The 22,150-nt window shown below is 65.1% G+C and carries 20 protein-coding genes; 13 read left to right on the forward strand and 7 right to left on the reverse strand.

What is annotated here, in order from left to right:
* Nucleotides 1-82 precede the first annotated feature (82 nt).
* The 3 genes from PTE31013_RS12595 (at nucleotide 83) to yoaA (ending at nucleotide 3,586) form a co-directional block, all read left to right on the forward strand.
* Nucleotides 83-895: a hypothetical protein gene (locus PTE31013_RS12595; protein WP_150613148.1), complete on the forward strand. Its 813-nt coding sequence runs from the start codon at nucleotides 83-85 to the stop codon at nucleotides 893-895.
* Between the two features lie 136 nt (nucleotides 896-1,031).
* Nucleotides 1,032-1,235 carry a YdcH family protein gene (locus PTE31013_RS12600; protein WP_150589082.1) on the forward strand — a complete coding sequence of 68 codons (204 nt, stop codon included), beginning with the start codon at nucleotides 1,032-1,034 and terminating at the stop codon, nucleotides 1,233-1,235.
* A 122-nt stretch (nucleotides 1,236-1,357) separates the two neighbouring features.
* Entirely contained in the window at nucleotides 1,358-3,586 is a 2,229-nt protein-coding gene (gene yoaA / locus PTE31013_RS12605; protein ID WP_150613149.1) for a DNA repair helicase YoaA, read from the forward strand.
* 148 nt (nucleotides 3,587-3,734) lie between these two features.
* Here yoaA and PTE31013_RS12610 read toward each other — a convergent pair whose 3' ends face one another.
* Nucleotides 3,735-4,559 (reverse strand): outer membrane protein assembly factor BamD, encoded by an 825-nt coding sequence (locus tag PTE31013_RS12610; protein ID WP_150613150.1) that lies wholly within the window; start codon nucleotides 4,557-4,559, stop codon nucleotides 3,735-3,737.
* Nucleotides 4,560-4,580: 21 nt separating this feature from the next.
* On the opposite strand from PTE31013_RS12610, the gene PTE31013_RS12615 reads away from it, so the two are divergent.
* Both PTE31013_RS12615 and pgeF read left to right on the forward strand, forming a co-directional pair.
* Nucleotides 4,581-5,741, forward strand: coding sequence for an RluA family pseudouridine synthase (locus PTE31013_RS12615; RefSeq protein ID WP_174978544.1), 1,161 nt, complete (start codon nucleotides 4,581-4,583; stop codon nucleotides 5,739-5,741).
* The gene (gene pgeF, locus PTE31013_RS12620; RefSeq protein WP_425495562.1) at nucleotides 5,722-6,543 is read left to right on the forward strand and encodes a peptidoglycan editing factor PgeF; all 822 of its coding nucleotides are present in this window, start codon (nucleotides 5,722-5,724) and stop codon (nucleotides 6,541-6,543) included. Before PTE31013_RS12615 ends, pgeF begins: the two co-directional genes overlap by 20 nt.
* 37 nt (nucleotides 6,544-6,580) lie before the next feature.
* On the opposite strand, the gene PTE31013_RS24830 is transcribed toward pgeF, so the two are convergent.
* A complete protein-coding gene (locus PTE31013_RS24830; protein ID WP_174978537.1) occupies nucleotides 6,581-6,835 on the reverse strand; it encodes a hypothetical protein in 255 nt (84 codons plus the stop codon).
* A 192-nt stretch (nucleotides 6,836-7,027) separates the two neighbouring features.
* On the opposite strand from PTE31013_RS24830, the gene phaC reads away from it, so the two are divergent.
* From phaC to PTE31013_RS12660, 8 genes are all read left to right on the forward strand, one after another.
* The gene (gene phaC / locus PTE31013_RS12625; protein WP_246174411.1) at nucleotides 7,028-8,878 is read left to right on the forward strand and encodes a class I poly(R)-hydroxyalkanoic acid synthase; all 1,851 of its coding nucleotides are present in this window, start codon (nucleotides 7,028-7,030) and stop codon (nucleotides 8,876-8,878) included.
* 61 nt (nucleotides 8,879-8,939) lie between these two features.
* Entirely contained in the window at nucleotides 8,940-10,121 is a 1,182-nt protein-coding gene (locus tag PTE31013_RS12630) for an acetyl-CoA C-acetyltransferase (protein WP_150613151.1), read from the forward strand.
* 182 nt (nucleotides 10,122-10,303) lie between these two features.
* Nucleotides 10,304-11,044, forward strand: coding sequence for a 3-ketoacyl-ACP reductase (locus tag PTE31013_RS12635; RefSeq protein WP_150613152.1), 741 nt, complete (start codon nucleotides 10,304-10,306; stop codon nucleotides 11,042-11,044).
* A 158-nt stretch (nucleotides 11,045-11,202) separates the two neighbouring features.
* Entirely contained in the window at nucleotides 11,203-11,787 is a 585-nt protein-coding gene (phaR, locus tag PTE31013_RS12640; RefSeq protein WP_150613153.1) for a polyhydroxyalkanoate synthesis repressor PhaR, read from the forward strand.
* A gap of 251 nt (nucleotides 11,788-12,038) precedes the next feature.
* Nucleotides 12,039-13,406, forward strand: coding sequence for a 30S ribosomal protein S12 methylthiotransferase RimO (gene rimO, locus PTE31013_RS12645; protein WP_150613154.1), 1,368 nt, complete (start codon nucleotides 12,039-12,041; stop codon nucleotides 13,404-13,406).
* Nucleotides 13,406-14,341 carry a sugar kinase gene (locus tag PTE31013_RS12650; protein WP_150613155.1) on the forward strand — a complete coding sequence of 312 codons (936 nt, stop codon included), beginning with the start codon at nucleotides 13,406-13,408 and terminating at the stop codon, nucleotides 14,339-14,341. Before rimO ends, PTE31013_RS12650 begins: the two co-directional genes overlap by 1 nt.
* 193 nt (nucleotides 14,342-14,534) lie before the next feature.
* The gene (gene bktB, locus PTE31013_RS12655; RefSeq protein ID WP_150613156.1) at nucleotides 14,535-15,716 is read left to right on the forward strand and encodes a beta-ketothiolase BktB; all 1,182 of its coding nucleotides are present in this window, start codon (nucleotides 14,535-14,537) and stop codon (nucleotides 15,714-15,716) included.
* 52 nt (nucleotides 15,717-15,768) lie between these two features.
* Nucleotides 15,769-16,986, forward strand: a complete 1,218-nt coding sequence (locus PTE31013_RS12660) for a cystathionine beta-lyase (protein WP_150613157.1) — start codon at nucleotides 15,769-15,771, stop codon at nucleotides 16,984-16,986.
* Between the two features lie 72 nt (nucleotides 16,987-17,058).
* Here the strand turns inward: PTE31013_RS12660 and serB are convergent, their stop codons facing one another.
* The 5 genes from serB to PTE31013_RS12685 form a co-directional block, all read right to left on the reverse strand.
* A complete protein-coding gene (gene serB, locus PTE31013_RS12665) occupies nucleotides 17,059-17,964 on the reverse strand; it encodes a phosphoserine phosphatase SerB (protein ID WP_246174414.1) in 906 nt (301 codons plus the stop codon).
* Between the two features lie 135 nt (nucleotides 17,965-18,099).
* Nucleotides 18,100-19,116 (reverse strand): GlxA family transcriptional regulator, encoded by a 1,017-nt coding sequence (locus PTE31013_RS12670; RefSeq protein ID WP_150613158.1) that lies wholly within the window; start codon nucleotides 19,114-19,116, stop codon nucleotides 18,100-18,102.
* A 67-nt stretch (nucleotides 19,117-19,183) separates the two neighbouring features.
* Nucleotides 19,184-19,750, reverse strand: coding sequence for a cysteine hydrolase family protein (locus PTE31013_RS12675; RefSeq protein ID WP_150613159.1), 567 nt, complete (start codon nucleotides 19,748-19,750; stop codon nucleotides 19,184-19,186).
* Between the two features lie 157 nt (nucleotides 19,751-19,907).
* Nucleotides 19,908-20,933: an ornithine cyclodeaminase family protein gene (locus PTE31013_RS12680; protein WP_150613160.1), complete on the reverse strand. Its 1,026-nt coding sequence runs from the start codon at nucleotides 20,931-20,933 to the stop codon at nucleotides 19,908-19,910.
* A 108-nt stretch (nucleotides 20,934-21,041) separates the two neighbouring features.
* On the reverse strand, nucleotides 21,042-22,070 hold the full coding sequence (locus PTE31013_RS12685) for a threonine/serine dehydratase family protein (RefSeq protein WP_150613161.1): 1,029 nt from the start codon (nucleotides 22,068-22,070) through the stop codon (nucleotides 21,042-21,044).
* Nucleotides 22,071-22,150 lie beyond the last annotated feature (80 nt).

Raw genomic sequence — 22,150 nt, forward strand, 5'->3', positions numbered from 1 at the left:
CAACTTCATGATTTCCTTCGAAAAATTGTTTTCGCGCCCGTCTTTGTGCCGTCATGCCGCTGTGGGCGCGTTCGGCATCGCGATGGCGGTTGCCATCGTGCCCGACGCGACGTTCGCGCAGGGGCTCTCGGCGATCGAGGCCGCCGGGCGCACGACCGAACAGCTTCGCGTGCCGCACGTTCCGTTCGATGCCACGGCTGATCGCACGCCGTCGCCGGCCAGTGCCGCCAGTGCCGCCAGCGCCACCATCGCCGAGGACGACAAGCCGATCGCCTACGACGACTCCCTCGATTTGCACCCTGCCGACGACGATTTCGCCGGCCGTCGCGCTGTGCTCGATCGTCAGCGTGCCTGGATCGACTATCGCTTCGAGCAGGCGAAGTACGAGTGTGCATCGAAGTTCTTCGTGAATTACTGTATCGACAATGCGCGTGATGACCAGCGTGCTGACCTCAAGGCCGTTCGCAGCCAGCGGCTGGTACTTGAGGACCAGGAGCGCAAGGCGCGCGCGCAGGAACGTGACGAGCGGCTGGCGGAAAAGCGTGCACAAACGGCGGCCGAAGCGTCGCAGCGGGCTGCGGAACGTGCGCAGAACGTATCGGACTATCAAGCCAAGCAGGCGGAGTATCAGCAGCGCGTGACCGAGCGTACGGGTCAGGCGCCGCAGCGGGCGGCCAACGCCGAGCAGTACAGTGCCAAGCAGGCTGGGCAGCAGCAGAAGCTCGACGACGCGAAGGCGACTGCGGCGCGCAAGGCGGCGGAGCGCGAAGACAACGTGCGCAAGTTCAACCAGAAGCAGCAGGACGCCGTCGAGCGCCAGAAGAAGTCGGATGCGCGCCGCAAGGAGTCTGAGTCGGGCAACGCACCGGCGCACAAGCCGTTGCCGGGGCCGTGAGCGATGTCCCGACCCGACCCGTGCCGTGGCGTTGCGAGGCGATCCGTCATGACGCGTCGTTGTCTGGTACGCCGTCGGGGAAGGACTACGCGCGCCGGCCCTGGAATCTTTCGAGTGTCGCAGGAGAGTGACCACGATGCAGCATGATCTTCACTCCGTCGGGCGCCGCATCATCGAGTTGCAGATCGAACACCGCGATCTCGACTTCCTGATCGACAAATTGCTGATGGAACCGGCGTACGACGAACTTCAGGTCACGCGACTCAAGAAGCGCCGTCTGAAAATCAAGGACACGATCACCCTGCTGCAAGTGCAGCAAATGCCGGACCAGCCCGCGTGAGCGCGGGCACCGTGCAACGTTTGCGACGCGCGTCCGATAGTCGGCGCGATTGCTTTTCTTCATTGACGGTGTTGCGAATCCTGTAGGTGTGATTCGCGACACCTTTGAGTTTTCTTGCCGTTTTGACCGATTCCGCCGCCGCATCCAGCGATTTTCCCGACATCTCCCAAAACCCTGCCGAGACGCCCACTTTCCATGGACTCAAGCCGCTTGCCACCAAGCGCGAGCGTGAGTTGCAGGAGATCTTCGGCGACGGCGGGATGCTGGCGCGCGCGATCGACGGCTATCGCTCTCGCGAGCCGCAGACCGAGATGGCGCGCGCCGTCGCCGCCGCGATGGACACGCACGACACGCTGATCGCCGAGGCCGGAACTGGCACGGGCAAGACCTACGCGTATCTCGTGCCCGCCATGCTGTGGGGCGGCAAGACGATCATCTCGACCGGCACCAAGCACTTGCAGGATCAGATTTTCGCGCGCGACATCCCAACGGTACGCAAAGCACTCGCGGTGCCGGTGACGGTGGCCATGCTCAAGGGGCGCGCGAATTACCTCTGTCACTACTATCTGGAACGTGCCCAGCAGGAAGGGCGTTTCGCGTCGCGGCATGAAGCGGCCCAGTTGCGCGAGATCGTGACGTTTGCGCAAATCACACACAGCGGCGACAAGGCGGAACTGGCGTCGGTGCCGGAGAATGCACCGATCTGGGCGCAAGTCACGTCCACTCGTGACAACTGCCTCGGTCAGGATTGCCCGCGCTACAAGGATTGCTTCGTGATGCAGGCGCGCAAGGAAGCGCAGCAGGCGGATCTCGTGGTCGTCAATCATCACCTCTTCTTTGCAGACGTAATGTTGCGCGACACGGGCATGGCCGAGTTGCTGCCGAGCGCGAACACGGTGATCTTCGACGAGGCGCATCAGTTGCCCGAGACCGCCACGCTGTTCTTTGGCGAGACCGTCTCGACGGGGCAGATGCTCGAACTGGCACGCGATTGCGTGGCCGAAGGACTGATTCATGCCCGCGATGCGGCCGACTGGGTCAAGCTCGGGGCGAACCTCGAACGGGCGACGCGCGATGTGCGTCTGACCTTCGGGCAGGACAATACGCGGATGTCGGTCGCACAGTTGGCCGACGATCACGAATTGTTCGGCGCACTCGACAGCGTCGATGTCGCGTTGCAGGACATGATCGAGACGCTCCAACACCAGGCCGAGCGGGCCGAGGCGCTGGGCACTTGCCTGCGTCGCGCACTGGAACTGCATCAGCAACTCGAACGTTGGCGGACGGGGGCGACGCCGCCCGCGCCCGGCGAGTCGCCGTTGCCGTTGCTCGATCCGGACGCGCCGCGTGTCACTGACGGCAAGCGCGAAAAAGCCGCCAAGGCGCGCGAGGCGGAAGCCGCGCGGTTGGCCGCTGAAGCGAAGCCGGCGTCGGGGACTTCGACGGGCGACGGGGCGACGGAAAAAACCTACACGCCGCCGGAGACGGTGCGATGGATCGAGGTGTTCTCGCAGGCGGTGCAGTTGCATCAGACGCCGCTCTCGATTGCGCCGATCTTCTCGAAGCAGCGCGCCGGTGCGCCAAGGGCTTGGATCTTCACGTCGGCCACGTTGTCGGTGAAGGGTAATTTCATGCACTACGCGGCGCAGTTGGGCCTCGACGCTGGCAAGTCGCTCACACTCGCCAGCCCGTTCGATTATCCGAATCAGAGTCTGCTATACGTGCCGCGCGGATTGCCGCAGCCGTCGGCGCCGGGCTTCACCGACGCCGTGCTCGACGCCGCCTTGCCGGTGCTCGAGGTGAGCGGTGGTCGCGCCTTCGTCCTGTGCACAACGTTGCGTGCGGTGAACCGGGCGGCGGAGCGCCTGCGTGAGGAGTTCGACCGCCGTGGCTGGCCGTATCCGCTGCTCGTGCAGGGCGAGGCGAGCCGGACCGAATTGCTCGATCGCTTTCGCGCCCTCGGCAACGCCGTGCTCGTTGGCAGCCAGAGTTTCTGGGAAGGGGTGGATGTGCGTGGCGAGGCGCTCTCGCTCGTCATCATCGACAAACTGCCGTTTGCACCGCCGGACGACCCTGTGCTGGCCGCACGGCTCGATGCGCTCACGAAGAAGGGACTCAGCCCGTTTGCTGTGCACCAGTTGCCGCAGGCGGTTATCACGCTCAAACAAGGGGCGGGGCGGTTGATTCGTTCCGAGCTAGATCGTGGCGTGCTGATGATTTGCGATCCGCGGCTGGTCGACAAGCCCTACGGGCGCCGGATCTGGCAGAGCCTGCCGCCGTTCAAGCGCACGCGTGAGCTGCCGATCGTGCGCGGCTTCTTCGACGAGATCGCCGCCGAGGCCGGCGACTGACGTGCTGGCGCGTAGTTGACAAGGCGGGGCAGGTGAACGTTGATCCACCGATCCGTCGATCGAATTCAGTGCCGATGCCATCGCCTGCAGCAACAAAAAAGCCCTCGTGCGAACGAGGGCTTTTCAATGGGGCGGGCCGCGGCGACGTTTAACGCCAGAGTTGCCACCAGGACTTCTTGTCGCCGTCGGTGTTGATGCGATGGCCGACGGTCAGATAGCCACTTTTCGGATAGGTCTTTTCCATCACGCGTCGGGCATCGTCACGCAGCTCGGTCATGCCGAGTTTGTCGTACGACTTGATCATGATGCCCAGTGCGTCTTCCAGCGCCGGTGCCTGATCGTAGTCCTTCAGCGCGGTTTGTGCGCGGTTCACCGCAGCGAGGTATGCGCCGCGACGATAGTAGTATTCGGCGGCATGCACGTCGTGGGCGGCCATGGCGTTGACGGCGTAGCGCATGCGCAGCGCGGCGTCATTCGCGTACTTGCTGCTCGGATAGTGCTCGACCAGATACTTGAAGCTGTCGTAAGCCGCGCGCAGCGCCTTCGGGTCGCGCTCGCTGAGGTCCTGACCCGAGAAGCGGCCGAACAGGCCCAGGTCGTCATTGAAGTTGATCAGGCCCTTGAGGTAATAGGCGTAATCGATCGACGGGCTGTCCGGGTGCAGGCGAATGAAGCGGTCGATGGCGGTGAGCGCCTGCGCCGGCTCGTTGTCCTTGTAGTAGGAATAGGCCGTGTTGATTTGCGCTTGCTGCGCGTGCGGGCCGAACGGGTCGCGCCCTTCGAGCAACTCGTAGTACTTGGCGGCCTTCGTATAGTCGCCGCTATCGAAGCTGTCCTTGGCTTCCGAGTATAATTTGTTCGTCGACCAGCCGGCCGTTTCGTCGACCTTCTCCGGCAGAATGCCGCAGGCGGCAAGGCTGCCGACCACGACTGCGGCCAGCGTCAGATGTTTGACAAGTTTCAGGGCTTGCATGCTCGTTAGCTTCACTTCTCGATGACCCATTCAATTCTGCCGGATTATAGCGTAACCGCCTCATTTGCCACGGAAAATGCGGAGGATTCGTCTGATGACGACCTCAATTCGCTTCCTGAGGCTTTCCCAAGCGCGGCCGATGGCCCCCGTCCCGGGGCTTCCGTGTCCGGTGACGCCCTGTCGGGTGGGCCTGGCACCCACGCGCCGCTCAGCGCCACCCTGCCCGAGTCTCTGGCCGGGGAACGACTCGACAAGGCGCTCGCACAATGTTTTCCCGAATACTCCCGTAGCCGTTTGCAGGCGTGGGTCGAAGACGGTCGCGTCACACTCGACGGCGAGGCCGCCAAGGTTCGCCAGAAGGTGGCCGGCGGCGAGGCAGTGCTTATCACGCCGGCGGCGCTGCCCGAGCAGCTCGCGTTCGCCCCCGAGCCTGTGCCGCTCGATGTCGTCTACGAGGACGCGACACTGGCCGTCCTCAACAAACCGGCGGGTCTCGTCGTGCATCCGGCGGCGGGGAACTGGTCGGGGACATTGCTCAACGGCCTGTTGTATCGCTACGGACAAGCAGCTGCCGATTTGCCGCGCGCTGGCATCGTTCACCGGCTCGACAAGGACACGTCCGGCCTGATGGTCGTGGCGCGCACGCTCGTGGCGCAAACCGATCTGGTGCGCCAGTTGCAGGCCCGTACCGTCAAGCGTCATTATGCGGCGCTGGTGTGGGGGCGCCCGCCGCAACGCACCGTCGTGGACGCCCCCATCGGTCGGGACCCGCGCGAGCGCACTCGCATGGCGGTCGTGCCGGGACAGGGGGGCAAACCGGCGCGCACGCGTGTCGTGACCGTGGCCAGCGCAGAATGGGAAGGCGCCCCGGTGTCGCTCGTGCTCTGCTCGCTGGATACGGGCCGTACGCACCAGATTCGCGTGCATCTGACGCACCTCGGCCATTCGCTGCTGGGCGATCCGCTCTACAAGCCGCGTCATCAACGTCCGGCGCTGCCGGGCGGTTTCGTGCGCCAGGCGCTGCATGCCTGGCGACTGGGGCTGATTCACCCCGATGATGGCCATCTAGCGCACTGGCAGGCGCCGTTGCCCGACGACTTGCGCCAGCTCATGAGCGCGCTTGGACTCGAATTCGATTTTTCAACGCTTCCCGATTCGCTCGATGACTTCTTCCCTGCCTGAGCAAGACCTGATGCCTGCGGACTGGATCGTCCCCGACTGGCCCGCCCCGGCGAATGTTCGCGCCGTCTTCACGACGCGCGCGGGCGGCGTGAGTCAAGGTCCGCAAGCCACGTTCAATCTGGGATACAAGGCGGACGACGATCCCGCTGCCGTGCGCATCAATCGTGCATTGCTCGCGGCGCGCACCGGTGTGCCGTCGGCATGGGTGGCGCAGATCCACGGACCGCGTGTGGTCGATGCGCAAGCGGCGCTCGAGGCGGTGGATGCTGGCGCCCCCTTGCAGGCGGATGCGAGCGCCACGAATGCAACCGGCGTGGCAAGTACTGTCATGGTGGCAGACTGCCTGCCGGTGCTGCTGTGCGATGGGCAAGGGCGCGCGGTGGCCGCCGCGCATGCCGGCTGGCGCGGACTTTGCGCCGGCGTGATCGAGCAGACGGTACAGGCGTTGCGAGCGCGCTTGCCGAAGGGCGATGCCGATGCGCCAGTTCTCGCGTGGCTCGGCCCCTGCATTGGCCCGCAAGCGTTCGAGGTTGGCCGCGAGGTGGGGGAGGCGTTTCTCGCTGCGGCGACACCGGACGAGCGTGAAGCGACGCAGTCCGCGTTCGTCCCGCACGGTGATCCCGACGCGGGAAAATCGTTGGCGGATTTGTGTGCGCTCGCGCGGTTGCGACTGGCCCGCGAAGGCGTGACGCAGGTCTCGGGGGGGCAGTGGTGTACGGTCAGCGATTCGGCACGCTTCTATTCCTACCGGCGCGACCGGACGACGGGGCGCATGGCGGCACTCGTGTGGCGCACCGCCTGACGCGGCGCACGGCATAGCGTGTCCGTCCAGGGACAGGTCAATGTGACGCCGTAGGTGGCTTAGGTGGCGAGGGCTGTCTGGCGTCGCTATCCGGCGACAAGGCGGCTTGCGCGACTACGTCATCGGGTCGCAGCCGGCGGGCACGCCGTATGCGGCTGCCGGCGATGTACAGCCAGAGCACTGCCGGGGCGAGGCCGCCGCCAAGAAAGATGACGATACCCAGCGCGACGGTCGGCGCCGTGATGGCCACCATCGCAATGACATAGAGCCAGCCGAGAATGACGATCAGCATGGGGACAAACGCGCATTCAAAATAGGTGAGGCGACAAAAAATGCATGCAGGACGTATGTTGCAAGCATTGACACGCTTGCCTGCGCACGCAAGAATGCTTCGCAGGTGGGGCGTATCGCTGAGTCAGCGCTGCGTGCCCCCGCGTTTCGGGCGCCGGCCCGTGAGCGCAACGAACGTGACACTCAGGCTACCATGAATCGCGCCAGTGCCAACTTCGATCCGGCCTCGTTTGCCGCCTCGTTTGCCAAGCAGTTTCCCTCCGCTTCGCTCTCCGCTCAGGACATGTCGCAGTGGTTCAAGGCCGCTCAACAATTGTTCGGGGCGTTGCCGGGCGCTGCCGGCCCGTCATTGTCGGCTGCCCCTGGGGCGCCATCTGCCGCGAATCCGTTCGCGGGGCTTTTTGATTTCCTGGGCAAGGCGGGCAGCCTGCCGCCGCCGGCATCGCTGCACGTCGATCCGGCCCGCCTGAATGCGCTTCAGACGGAATATGCCCGCGAATTTTCCGAACTTGTGGCCAGCTTCTCGCAACCTGGACTGGACACGGCGCCCGCCTTGGGCGACCGGCGCTTCGCGGGGGACGGCTGGCGCAATCCGTTCTACGCGTTGCCTGCGGCGCTGTATCTGCTCAATGGGCGCTTCCTGCTGCGCATGGCCGAGTGGGTCGATGCCGACGCCAAGACGCGCGAACGGATTCGTTTTGCCATCGAGCAATGGGTGGCGGCGAGTTCGCCGGCCAACTTCATCGCGACCAATCCCGATGCTCAGCAACGCCTCGTGCAGACGAACGGCGACAGTCTGCTCAACGGCATGCAGCACCTGCTTGCCGACTTGGGCAAGGGCAAGGTATCGCAAACGGATGAGACGGCTTTCGAAGTCGGCCGCAACGTAGCGACGACCGAAGGCGCCGTAGTCTTCGAGAACGACCTGATCCAACTCATCCAGTACAAGCCGCTCACGCCGACGGTGCATCAGCGAGCGCTGCTCGTCGTGCCGCCGTGCATCAACAAGTACTACATCCTCGATCTGCAACCCGAGAACTCGTTGATCCGCTACGCAGTGGAGCAGGGCAACACGGTGTTCGTCGTGTCGTGGCGCAATCCCGACGTGTCGCTTGCGCACAAGACGTGGGACGACTATGTGGGCGAAGGGCCGATCGCGGCAATTGACGTCGTGCGCGAGATCAGCGGGCAGCCGCAGATCAATGCGCTTGGCTTCTGCGTCGGCGGGACGTTGCTCGCCGCCGCGTTGGCGGTGCTGGCCGCGAAGGGCCAGAAAGGGGCCAAGTCGCCGGTCGCGAGCGTGACCCTGCTGACGACGTTGCTGGACTTCTCCGATACCGGCGTGCTCGATGTCTTCATCGACGAGCCGCATGTGCAATTCCGCGAGCAGACGATCGGTGGTGTTGCCGGGCGAGCGCCTGGCCTCATGCGCGGCGTGGAGCTGGCGAATACGTTCTCGTTCCTGCGTCCGAACGATCTCGTCTGGAATTATGTGGTCGACAGCTATCTGAAGGGCAATGCGCCCCAGCCGTTCGACCTGCTGTACTGGAACGGTGACGGTACCAATCTGCCGGGGCCGATGTTCTGTTGGTATCTGCGTCACCTTTACTTGCAGAACGAATTGAAGCAGCCGGGTGCCGTGCAGACTTGCGGTGTGCCGCTGGACCTGCGCAGCATCGATGCTCCGGCGTACGTATTTGGTTCCCGTGAGGATCACATCGTGCCGTGGACGTCGGCGTTCCGCTCGCTGCCGTTGCTCGGCGGCGAGCGACGTTTCGTGCTTGGCGCGTCCGGTCACATCGCGGGCGTGGTCAATCCGCCGGCCAAGAAAAAGCGCAGCTACTGGCGCAACGACAACGTGGGTACCGATGCCGGCGATTGGCTGGCCGGCGCGACGGAGCACCCTGGCAGTTGGTGGAGCGACTGGAGCGATTGGCTGGCCGGCTACGCGGGAAGACGCGTCAAGGCGCCAAAGGCGTATGGTAATGTTGTTTATGCCCCCATTGAACCGGCGCCCGGCCGCTACGTGAAGGCCAAGGCCTGAACGGGTGGCCCCTATGGGCATCCCCCGCAGGTTCGACTCATTTGAAAACGAGGAAAGAGACATGACGGATATCGTGATTGTGTCGGCTGCGCGCACCGCAGTCGGTAAATTTGGCGGCTCGCTCGCCAAGGTGGCGGCGCCGGATCTGGGCGCCATCGTGATCGACGAAGTGCTCAAGCGCGCGAAGCTCAAGGGCGAGGACGTGAGCGAGGTCATCCTGGGCCAGGTGCTCACCGCTGGCTCGGGCCAGAATGTGGCGCGACAGGCTTCGATCAAGGCGGGACTGCCCGCCATGGTGCCGGCCATGACCATCAACAAGGTGTGCGGCTCTGGCCTGAAGGCTGTGATGCTCGCCGCCAACGCGATCACTGCGGGCGACGCCGACATCGTCGTGGCCGGCGGTCAGGAGAACATGAGCGCCTCGCCGCATGTGTTGCCGGGCTCGCGCGACGGCTTCCGCATGGGTGACGCCAAGCTGATCGACACGATGATCGTCGATGGCCTGTGGGACGTGTACAACCAGTTCCACATGGGCGTTACCGCGGAGAACGTCGCCAAGGAATACGGCATCACCCGCGAAATGCAGGACGCGTTCGCCGCCGCCTCGCAGAACAAGGCCGAGGCCGCGCAAAAGGCGGGACGTTTCGACGCCGAAATCGTGCCGGTCTCGATCCCGCAGCGCAAGGGCGATCCGCTGGTGTTCAATACCGACGAATTCGTGCGCCATGGCGTGACGGCCGAGTCGCTCGCGGGCCTGAAGCCTGCGTTTGCGAAAGACGGCACGGTGACGGCGGCCAATGCCTCGGGGATCAACGACGGCGCGGCGGCGGTGGTCGTGATGTCGGCCAAGCGCGCCGAGCAATTGGGCCTTACGCCGCTCGCGCGCATCGTGGCGTACGCGAATGCGGGCGTCGATCCGAAGGTGATGGGCATCGGCCCGGTGCCGGCATCGCAGCGCTGCCTCGCGCGCGCAGGCTGGAAGGCCAGCGATCTCGACCTGATGGAAATCAACGAAGCCTTTGCGGCGCAGGCACTGGCCGTGAACCAGCAGATGGGCTGGGACACCTCGAAGATCAACGTGAACGGCGGCGCCATCGCCATCGGGCATCCGATCGGGGCATCGGGCTGCCGTATCCTGGTGACGTTGCTGCACGAAATGGTCCGCCGCGATGCCCGTCGCGGTCTGGCGTCGCTGTGTATCGGCGGCGGCATGGGCGTCGCGTTGGCGGTCGAGCGCGTCTGACGCGTATCGGCACATCGTCCGACAAAAATCGAATCGGTATCGCCCGTGGGTTCATCGCGCACGGGCGCACGCTGAAGTAGTCAGGAGACGAAAGGCGCGCGTGGGAACGCGTGGCTTGTGCGTCGGTCAATTGGCAGTCGCAACAGGCGGCAGAAATGCCGTCATTTTGGGGGAAGCTTTCCATGACTCAACGCATTGCATATGTGACAGGCGGGATGGGCGGTATCGGTACATCCATCTGCCAGCGGCTGTACAAGGATGGCTTCAAGGTCGTGGCGGGCTGCGGGCCGAATTCGCCGCGCCGCGTGAAGTGGCTGGAAGACCAGAAGGCGTTGGGGTTCGACTTCATTGCGTCCGAAGGTAACGTCGGCGACTGGGAATCGACCCGGGCCGCGTTCGAAAAGGTCAAGGCCGAGGTCGGCGCCGTCGACGTGCTGGTGAACAATGCGGGCATCACGCGCGATGTCGTCTTCCGCAAGATGACCCGCGAAGACTGGGATGCCGTCATCGATACCAACCTCACGAGCCTGTTCAACGTGACCAAGCAGGTCATCGAGGGCATGTGCGAGCGTGGCTGGGGCCGCATCATCAACATCTCGTCGGTCAATGGGCAAAAGGGGCAGTTCGGTCAGACGAACTATTCGACGGCCAAGGCCGGCATCCACGGGTTCACGATGTCGCTCGCGCAGGAAGTGGCGACCAAGGGCGTGACGGTCAACACCGTCTCGCCGGGGTATATCGGCACGGACATGGTGCGCTCCATTCGTCAGGACGTGCTCGACAAGATCGTGGCGACGATTCCCGTCAAGCGCCTGGGCGAGCCGGGTGAGATTGGGTCCATCGTGGCATGGCTGGCGTCGGAAGACTCCGGCTTCTCGACGGGGGCGGACTTCTCGCTCAACGGCGGCCTGCATATGGGCTGAGCGGGCACGGGGCGTGGGTGCGGGCCAGCCGTGCCCGACGTGCCCCGTTGCGGGTTAGGGCTTTGCCGCATAGCAGCAAACGTCCTAGAATCGATAATATGTGACTAACCCCGACCGCCGGTCGGGGAAGTCCTTCATAAATGCAGGAAACCCACCGCATGGCCGCGAGCAAGAAGACTGACGAACGCCTGATCAAAAAGTATCCGAACCGGCGTCTGTACGATACGCAGACCAGCACGTACATCACCCTTGCCGATGTGAAGCAATTGGTGCTCGAGACCGAGGAATTCAAGGTCGTGGACGCCAAGTCGGGCGAGGATCTGACACGCAGTATTCTTCTGCAGATCATCCTGGAAGAAGAGACCGGTGGCGTCCCGATGTTCTCGAGCGCCATGCTGTCCCAGATCATCCGCTTCTACGGGCATGCGCTGCAGGGCATGATGGGGACGTATCTCGAGAAGAATATCCAGACGTTCATCGAAATTCAGAACAAGCTGGCCGATCAGTCGAAGGGCATCTACGAAGGCGCGACGTTCAACCCCGATGTCTGGGCGCAATTCATGAACATGCAGGCGCCGATGATGCAGGGCATGATGACCAACTACATCGAGCAATCGAAGAATCTGTTCGTGCAGATGCAGGAGCAGATGCAGAGCCAGGCGAAGAGCATGTTCAGCACGTTCCCGTTCCCGGGAACGCCGGGCGCTCCCGGGGCACCGGGCGACCCGAACAAGAAGCCATGAGCGGGTTGCCGGCGTTGCGATGCGGCTCGGGGCGCCCAGGATAACGATCGGCAACATAGTTGGAACGCCCCGCGGGCGAACAGGGTAAAATACGCGGTTGTTCGCCGCGGGATGTTTCTTGCGGCGTTTTCGGTGACTGGCAGGCGCTGCGTGCGATACCGTGCCATTGCCGGTGCCGTGCGAGGCATGGCTCAGGCCACGGCTTCGCCGGTCAGACGTTACCCGTATTTACTCGATCAGGATTTCGCCCCATGTCCCGCCCATCGCCCGCTGGCACCCCCAAGGTCGGCTTCGTTTCGCTCGGCTGCCCCAAGGCGCTGGTCGACTCAGAGCAGATCCTGACACAACTTCGCGCCGAAGGTTACGACATCGCCGGTACCTATGACGGTGCCGATCTCGTGGTGGTCAACACTTGCGGCTTCATCGACGACGCCGTTCAGGAAAGTCTCGACGCCATCGGCGAAGCGCTTGCCGAGAATGGCAAAGTGATCGTCACCGGTTGCCTGGGCGCCAAGAAGGACGCCGCCGGTCAGGACATCGTCAGCGCCGTGCACCCGAAAGTGCTGGCTGTCACCGGCCCCCACGCCCTGGGTGAAGTGATGAGCGCGGTGCACACGCATCTGCCGAAGCCACACGATCCCTTCTCCGATCTGGTGCCGCCCGCCGGCATCAAGCTCACGCCGCGTCATTACGCGTATCTGAAGATCTCCGAAGGCTGCAATCACCGCTGCACGTTCTGCATCATCCCGTCGATGCGCGGCGATCTCGATTCGCGCCCGGTGGCCGAAGTGATGCTCGAGGCCGAGAACCTGTTCAAGGCCGGCGTGAAGGAGTTGCTGGTGATCTCGCAGGACACCAGCGCATACGGTGTCGATGTGAAGTACCGCACCGGCTTCTGGGCAGGGCGTCCGCTCAAGACCCGCATGACCGAACTGGTCACGGCGCTGGGCGAACTGGCCAAGGCATATGGTGCATGGGTACGTTTGCACTACGTCTACCCGTACCCACACGTTGACGAGATCATTCCGCTGATGGCCGAGGGCCACATCCTCCCGTACCTCGATGTGCCGCTGCAACACGCCCATCCGGACGTGCTCAAGCGCATGAAGCGCCCGGCCTCGGGTGAGAAGAATCTCGAGCGCATTCAGACGTGGCGCAAGCTGTGCCCGGATCTGACGATTCGCAGCACGTTCATCGCGGGTTTCCCGGGGGAGACCGAAGCCGAGTTCGCCTATCTGCTGGACTTCCTGCGCGAGGCCGAACTGGACCGCGTGGGGTGCTTCGCCTATTCGCCGGTCGAAGGGGCCAAGGCCAACGAATTGCCGGGCGCATTGCCCGATGAGGTGCGCGAGGAGCGCCGCGCGCGCTTCATGGAAGTGGCCGAAGAGATCTCGGCGCAGCGCCAGCAGCGCAAGGTCGGCACGACGATCCAGGTCATTGTCGACGAGATCAACCAGGATGGCGGCGTGGCCCGCTCGGCAGCGGACGCGCCGGAAATCGACGGCCTCGTGTATATCGAGCCTACACCCAAGGCGGCCAAGCGCCTGAAGGTCGGCGAGTTCGTGAACGTGAGCGTGACGGGTGCCGACGGCCACGATCTGTGGGGCGAGGTGGTCTGATGGCGCTCACGCAGACGTCGATTCCGCAAGTGCTGGCGATGGGCGAAGCCATGGTCGAGTTCAACCAGTCGCCCGGCGACCCCCGCCAGTATTTGCAGGGCTTCGGCGGGGACACGTCCAACTTCGTCATCGCGGCGCGTCGCCAGGGCGTAAGCACGGGCTTCGTGAGCGCGGTCGGCGATGACCGCTTCGGCCGTATGTTGCTCGATCTGTGGCGTGAGGAAGCCGTGGATACGCGCTGGGTTCGCGTCGATGCACAGGCCCCGACCGGCGTTTATTTTGTGTCGCACGACGAGAGCGGACACCATTTCGACTACCTGCGCACCGGGTCCGCTGCGAGCCGTTATTGTCAGCAGGATCTGCCGCACGACGCGTTGGCCGGGGCAGCGTTCCTGCATCTGTCGGGGATCAGCCTGGCGATCAGCGCGAGCGCCTGCGATGCCGCATTCGAGGCGATGTCGACGATCCGCGCCGCTGGCGGCAAGGTGTCGTTCGATACAAATCTGCGCCTGAAGCTGTGGCCGCTGGCGCGTGCCCGCGCCACGATGCGCGAAGCATTCCGCCTGACCGACGTCTGCCTGCCGAGCTGGGACGACGTGACGGCGCTCACCGGGCTGGACGATCGCGATGCCATCCTCGACGCACTGCTGTCCTGCGGCGTGAAGGTCGTGGCGCTCAAGCTGGGTCGCGAGGGCTGTTACGTCGCCACTCCGGACGAGCGTCGGATTGTCGCGCCGTATGCGGTGAATGCCGTTGACGCCACCGGGGCCGGCGATTGTTTTGGTGGCGCGTTCGTGGCCCGTCTGGCCTTGGGTGACGATCCGTTTGCGGCCGCGCGCTATGCCAACGTTTGTGCCGCGTTGTCGACGACCGGTTACGGCGCGGTCGCGCCGGTGCCGCGCGCCGAGCGGGTGCTCCACACACTCGCGGGCTGACCCGCAGCCACGCATGACCCCACGGGGCGCGTCGGCGCCCCGGCTTCCCCACTGCATTGCAACAGGTGGCACCCGACATGGCGGCCGCCCCGGCAAGCTCGCTCCTTGAAGTTTCCCTCCACTGCGCCTGCCATCGCGGGAACCCCTGCGGCGCTATACTCGTTGCAAATTGATATTCACCCGGAGAAGAGACATGCAACGAGAGGTCGTGATCGTCAGCGGTGTGCGCACCGCGATTGGAGATTTTGGCGGAAGCCTGAAGGATTTCGCACCGACGCAGCTCGGTGCCATCGTTGCCCGCGAGGCCATGGCGCGCGCCAATGTTGGCGGCGACGACATCGGACACGTGGCGTTCGGCAACGTCATTCATACCGAACCCAAGGACATGTACCTGGCCCGCGTGGCGTCCATCGAGGCCGGCGTGAGCCAGCATGCGCCCGCGATGACCGTCAATCGCCTGTGCGGCTCCGGCCTGCAGGCGGTCGTCAGCGTCGCGCAATCGATCCTGTTGGGCGACACCGATGTCGCGATGGCGGGCGGTGCGGAGAGCATGAGCCGCGCGCCGTACGTGATGCCGGGCGCCCGCTGGGGCACGCGCATGGGGGAGTCGCGTCTGGTCGACATGATGCTCGGCGCGCTGCATGACCCCTTCGCCAACATTCACATGGGCGTGACGGCAGAGAACATCGCGAAGAAGTGGGGCATTACGCGAGACGATCAGGACCGTCTCGCGGTCGACTCGCATCAACGCGCCGCGCGCGCCATGGCGGCAGGCTATTTCAACGACCAGATCGTCCCCATCGCGATCAAGACGAAGAAGGGCGAGGTCTCGTTCACGACCGATGAACACGTGCGCGCGGACGTGACCCTGGCCGACATGGCGAAGCTGCGCCCCGTGTTCGAGAAGGATGGCACTGTCACCGCCGGGAACGCGTCGGGGCTGAACGACGCGGCCGCCGCCCTGATCCTGATGGAGCGTGCCGAGGCCGAGCGTCGCGGCGCCAAGCCACTCGCGCGCCTGGTCAGCTACGCCCATGCCGGTGTCGATCCGAACTACATGGGCATCGGTCCGGTACCGGCGTCGCGCAAGGCGTTGGAGCGCGCCGGTCTCAAGGTCGGCGACATCGATGTCGTTGAAGCCAATGAAGCATTCGCGGCCCAGGCGTGCGCGGTCACGCGCGATCTCGGCTTCGATCCGGCCAAGGTGAATCCGAACGGTTCCGGCATTTCGCTGGGACACCCGATCGGTGCAACCGGCGCGCTGATCACGGTCAAGGCCTTGCATGAGTTGCAGCGCATCGGCGGACGCTATGCGCTGGTGACGATGTGCATTGGCGGTGGCCAGGGCATTGCCGCCGTGTTCGAGCGCGTGTAAGTTACTCCCGGGGGCCGGTGTCGTTGCCGGCCCGAGTTTTTCCGGAGCCGCAATGACGCAAGACAACCGTAAGCCCCTCGACACACCGGAAGCCAACGGCTGGCACTGGCAAACCAATATCCTGCATCCCGACGCGCAAGTGCCGGCCGGTTTTGCCGCGATGCCGGTGCCCGTCGCCCGCGCGTCGACGGTGATTTTCCCCGATCTGGCCGCCATGCGCTCACTCGACTGGAGGAACGACAGTCAGTGGCGCTACGGTTTGCACGCGACGCCCACATCGATGGAGTTGATGCGGCGTCTGGCTGCGCTCGAAGGCGGCAAGCACTGTCTGCTGTTCCCCTCGGGGCTGGCTGCGATCTCCAATGTGTACTTCGGCCTCGTCAAGAGCGGTGACGACGTCCTCATTCCGGACAATGCCTACGGCCCGAACCGAGAGCATGGTGACTGGCTCGCCGAGTCGTTCGGTATCACGGTGCGCTATTACGATCCGATGATCGGTGACGGGATCGGTGCGCTGATTCAGCCCAACACCCGGGTGATCTGGATCGAGGCGCCCGGCTCGGTGACGATGGAGGTGCCCGACGTGCCGGCCATCGCGCGGGTTGCGCGCGAGCGCGGGGTGCTTACCGCTATCGACAACACGTATTCCGCTGGCCTGGCGTTCCGCCCGTTCGATCACGGCGTGGACATCTCGGTCCAGGCCCTGACCAAGTATCAATCGGGCGGCAGCGACGTGTTGATGGGTGCGGCCGTGACCGTCGACGACGATGTGCACCACCGTCTGAAGCAGGCGCGCATGCGCATGGGCGTGGGGGTGTCGGTCGACGATTGCAGCCTGGTGCTACGCAGCCTGCCAAACATGCAACTGCGTTTCGAGGCACACGATCGTGCCGCGATGACGCTGGCAACGTGGCTGGGCACGCGCCACGAAATCGCGGCGGTGCTGCATCCGGCATTCGAGGATTGCCCGGGGCATGCGCATTTCCGTCGCGATTTCACGGGCGCGGGGGGCCTGTTCTCCGTGGTGTTCGACGAGCGCTACACGCCCGCGCAGATCGACGCGTTCATCGAAGGGCTGCGCTTGTTCAAGATCGGTTTCAGTTGGGGCGGCGCGCACAGTCTGGTCGTGCCGTATCGCGTGCCGTCCATGCGCACTGCAACGCCGTGGCCACATCAGGGCGCGCTGGTGCGCTTCTACGTCGGTCTCGAAGACGTGCGCGATTTGCAGGCCGATATCGAAGCCAGTCTGACGGCGCACCTTGGCGCCTGAAGGGATGGGGCGGGTGCCTGCCCCGGAAGCTAGGGACGGAGGACCATTGCCGGCGCATCGCGCCGGCAATGGTCAGTCCTGGCGGAACAGTGACAGTAGCGCGTCCAGTCCGGCGTAGTTGAACGCGACGGAGGCCTTCTCCCGCACCACCGGTTTCGCGCGGAACGCGACCGACAGCCCGGCGATGGCCATCATCTGCAGATCGTTCGAGCCATCGCCCATGACGATCGCCTGATCGAGGCTGGCGCCGAGCTGCGCCGCCACTTCGGTCACGGTGCGTGCCTTGACCTCGGCGTTGACGATCTCGCCGAGCACACGGCCCGTGAGCTTGCCGTCGACAATCTCCAGCGTATTCGCGCGGGTGACGTCCAGGTTCAGACGCGTCTTCAATCGTTCCGTGAAGAACGTGAAGCCACCGGACACCAGCAGCGTGCGAATGCCAAGTGCCTGAACCCCGCGCAGCATGGTTTCGGCGCCGGGCGAGAGTTGCAGACGCTCGTTGAAGACCTTCTCCAACGCACTTGCGTCGAGCCCCTTGAGCAGCGCCACACGCCGCGTGAGGCTCTCGTTGAAGTCCTTGATCTCGCCGCGCATGGCGGCTTCGGTGATGGCGGAGACTTCTGCCTTCAGCCCACAGAAATCGGCAATTTCGTCGACACACTCGATGGTGATCAGCGTCGAGTCCATGTCCATGGCCACCAACTTGAAGTCCGTGAGGCGGCGGTGGCTGTCGACAAGCACCGCGTCGACCTCGTGCTGTTGGGCAAACGCATCCATCGCCGCGCGCAGGGCGGGCGTGTCGACGACATCGGCAATGCGCGCCGCGCCCGGGGTGAACGTGACGCTCGCGCCAGGCGCGAAGGCACCAACAGCCGCTTGCAGGTGGGGCGGGAATGCCGTAGCAGGCGCGGTGGAAGCGGTGGGCGTGGTGGGCGAAGCGGACGGGGTGCCGCCCAGAATGACGAGGTCGTGGGCCATCTTGAAGTCGAGAGTCGTGCGTTTTGCGTGCGATCGCCATTCTACCGGGTTGCGGCGAGTCGGCGCTGGTTTCGCGAGGTATCCCTCGGGAGGGGCTCGCGGCCGTCAAACGTTCCCCGGACGCCTCAACCGGCCTCAACCGTCGTGCGCGATGCGGCGTGCGCGGCTTGGCGGGAGCGCATCGAACTTATGCCAGACGCGTCGGAGATGCCGGCTCGACCCGAAGCCGGTGCGCTCCGCAATGCGTTCCAGGTCGAGCTGGCTGTTGCCGAGCATCTCGCGCGCGAGCGCGATGCGCAGCCGATGCAGGTAATCGATGGGCGCGATGCCGGCATGCTCGCGAAAGAGTCGCGTCACGTGCCGTTCGCTCGCGCACGCGATGTCCGCCATCGAGGCGAGCGTCCAGTCGTGCGCGGGATCGGCGGCGATGGCGTCCTGCACGCGATGCAGTGCCGGGTGTAGATGGTTGCGGCCATCGAGCCACGGGGACAACTGCGGGTCGGCGCCCGCGCGCCGGGCGTAGACGACCATCTGTCGAGCGATGGCCGCCGCGCACAGCGGTCCGGTGGCATTGGCGATGAGCGTGAGCATCAGGTCGAGGCCCGTCGTCACGCCCGCACTCGTCCACACATTTCCGTCATGCACGTAAAGCCGGTTGTCGGCGACCCGGGCGCTCGGCGCCAACGTGCGCAGGGCGTCGCAACTGCCGTGATGCGTGGTACAGGCGCGGGCGTCGAGCAGTCCCGCGCGCGCGGCCAGCAGTGCACCCGTGCAGATGCAGGCCAGTTGATGCGTGGGGCGCACAACCCGCCGAAGCCAGTCGATGGCAAGGGCTTCGGCATCTTCCGTGGACGCCGCCGAATGGCGCGGTGTGACGCCGCTGTCCGCCGCCTGAACCGGCAGCGGCTTCTCGACGGTTCCGGTAACGACCAGCCAGGCGTCGTCGGGTATATCGCCGGGCAATACCGCGAGCGGCGAGACGGACAGACCGATGGAGGTTGCCACCGAGCGCTGCGTGCCGACGTAATGCAACACGAAACGCACCGCGTCCTGCTGATGATTGGCGATGCGCAAGGCTTCGGCGGGCGCTGCCACGTCGAGTAGCAACGCATCGGGCATGACCAGCAGGTAGACGGGTTGCAGTCGCGGCATCTCAGCGGGCGTTCAGGTCAGATTCGGACAGCGTGGCCGGTGCGGCCAGGGCAGGTTGCATCCGACATTACACCGCGGCGAGCGCTTCCTCAACCGTGACGATGCGCGCGAAGCGATCGACGAGCACGGTTTCCGTACGCTCCTTCAACTCCGCGACCGACAGCTCGCGCCCGGTACGCGGGTGCTGCATCGGGAACGTGAGGGTGGCTTCGGTGACGAAATCGACCGCGTAACCGGCGTCGGACGCAGCGCGCGTGGTCGTCTCGCAGCACTGCTCGGTGCGGATGCCGGAGACGATCAGGCGCGTGATGCCGTGCTCGACGAGCCACGCGCCGAGCGTGGAACCGGCCAGGGCGCTGTGCTTGACCTTGTCCACGGTGAATGCGGGCGTGATGCGCAGCGCTTCGAGCGTGCGAACGAAGCCGGAATCACGTGAGAACGCGCCCGAGCCAATGTGGAAGACCTGCACGACGGGTACGCCACGCGCCACGGCGCCGTCGACGAGGGCCTGCTGGCGGTCGAAATACGTGGCGAGATCGTCTTCGCGCCAGTACGGGCGTTGGCGAAACGATTCCTGGGCGTCGATGACGAGCAGGGCGGTACGGGAGGGTTGGGCGGATAGGTTCTGCGACATGAGCGACTCCATGAGGTTGGGGGACGGTGACGCCATCTTAAGGCGTGCCCTCATGCCCCGACAGGCCGCCCGCAGACCGGAACCGGACGGATTCAGACATCGCAATGGATGCCCCGTCGAACCCGCAGGCCGCGCGCGCTACCGGCACGTCGGACGTTCAGATCGCGACGCTTGTGCCAATGCCGGCGGCTTGCGCGCGCTGATACAGCGCGGCGGCAAGGGCAACGTCCTGTGCGCCCATGCCGAGCGATTTGAAGAGCGTGACGGCTTGGGCATCGGTGCGCCCGGGATGCTTGCCAATGACCAGCTCCCCCAGTTCCGCGAGCAGGTCGTCCGGTCCGATGCCGCCCTCGGCGGCGGCGGCGAGATAGTCGCCGGATTCGTTGATCGTTGACTCGCGCCGGTCGACGAACAATTGCGCGCGCGCCATGAGCGCCGTGTCGGCTTCGCGGTGACGCGGCGTGCTGCTGCCCACCAGGTTGACGTGCGTGCCGGGCGCGATCCAGCCAGCTTGCAGCACTGGGTCCGTGGCGTTGGTCACCGTGACCACGATGTCGGCGTCGCGCACGGCCGCTTCGACGCTCTGCGCGGCTTCGAGGCGAAAGCCGTAGTTCGGTTGCTCCGTGTCGACGAACGCCTGTGCGCTCGCGAGCGAGCGGCTCGCGACCTGCACCTGATGCAGCTCGCGCGTCGCGGCGAGCGCGGCGAGGTGCCAGTGCGCCTGATGACCGGCGCCGATCAGTGCGAGACGGGTGGCGTCGTGGCGGGCGAGTCGCCGTGTCGCGAGACCTGTCACGGCGGCGGTGCGAATACCGGTGATCTCGGCCGCGTTCATGACCGCGAGCAATTCCCCCGTCAGTCCACTCATCAACAGGACACAGCCTTGATGGGGGTCTTTGCCCTGGGCGCTGTTGCCGGGAAAGAACGTGCCGACCTTCGCGCCATAGACCGGCATGCCGGACGACATGCCGCCCAGGAAGGCGGGCATCATACCGAGCATACCCTTCGCGCCTAACGCTTCCGGCGGACGGACGATCTGACGCAAGGGCAGGTGAATCTGTTCGCGGGCCAGCGCGCCGAACATTTCGGACATGACGGGAATCGCGTCGGCCACGGGCATGAGAGCGGCGATTTGCGAGGCATCGAGCAGCAGTACGGGCGGCGTGGGCGAGGTAGCGGACATGCGGGATCCTGGTGAAGGTGCGGAATGTACCGGATGCGGCTGGCGGTCAAGCGACGACGCGACCCTTGGGTCGCGTCGGGGAACGGCATCACGGCAGTATGAAGCCGTTCAGTCGTTCGCTTCGGCCGCGAGGGCGGCTTCGATGTGCCGGTTGAACGTTGCCGTATCGGTGTTGGTGCCGCACAGGAGGACCCCCACGCGCTGACCCATGAGTTTCTCGCGCAGCGGGCCCATCAACGCGGCCGTGGCCGCCGCACATGCCGGTTCCACGGCCAGCTTCAACTGACGGAACAGCGTGAGCATGCCCGCGCGCATCTGGTCGTCGGTGATGGTGACGAGTTCGTCGACATGACGGCGACACAGCGTATAGCTGTAAAGCTCGGTGTGCGGCGCCATCAGGCTGTCGGCGATGCCGCTCATCGGCCCCATCTTGACGGGCCCACCCGTGGCGAAGCTTTGCGCCATGGCATCGGCGCCGGCCGGCTCCACACCGTACACCTTCACATGCGGGGCGAACAGCTTGAACGCTGTCGCCACACCGGCAATCAGCCCGCCGCCGCCGATGGGCACGATGACGGCGTCGAGATCGGGCGCTTGCTGCGCCCACTCGTAGCCGAGCGTCGCGGTGCCCAGCACGGTGCGGTAACCGTTGAATGGATGCACGAAATAGCGGCCTTCCTCCTGTTCGACGCGCTTGACCACGTCGAACGCCTCATGGACGTTGTCCGCCAAAACCAGTTCCGCGCCGTATTCGCGGCACAGCGAGGAGCGTGCCGGGCTGGCGGTCTTGAGCATGACCGTCTTGGCCGCGACGCCCATCGCTTGCGCGGCGTAGGCGACTGCCACGGCATGGTTGCCGGCGGACACACACGTCACGCCCGCCTTGCGCTGCGCGTCATCGAGCGAGAGCAGGTTCGAGAACGCACCGCGCGCCTTGAACGTGCCCGAGGCCTGCAACAACTCGTACTTGAACGTCACCTGGGTGTCGCCCAACGTCGGAAAGTCGTTGCGTGTGAACACCGGTGTCGTTCGCACATACGGGCGCAGCTTTTCGTGCAATGCAGCGATGGCGTCTCGCGTCGGAACGGGTTGCGCGTCGATCGTCTCGGCGTGCGGGGCAGGGGTCGGTTGCGTCACTTGGACAGGGTCTCCGTCGTGTTGGAAAACCGGGACGGGGCGCACACCGGTCAACGGGTGGGCGCCCCGGCGCCCGGGGC

It is taken from the genome of Pandoraea terrigena (assembly GCF_902459705.1).
Taxonomy (GTDB): Bacteria; Pseudomonadota; Gammaproteobacteria; order Burkholderiales; family Burkholderiaceae; genus Pandoraea; species Pandoraea terrigena.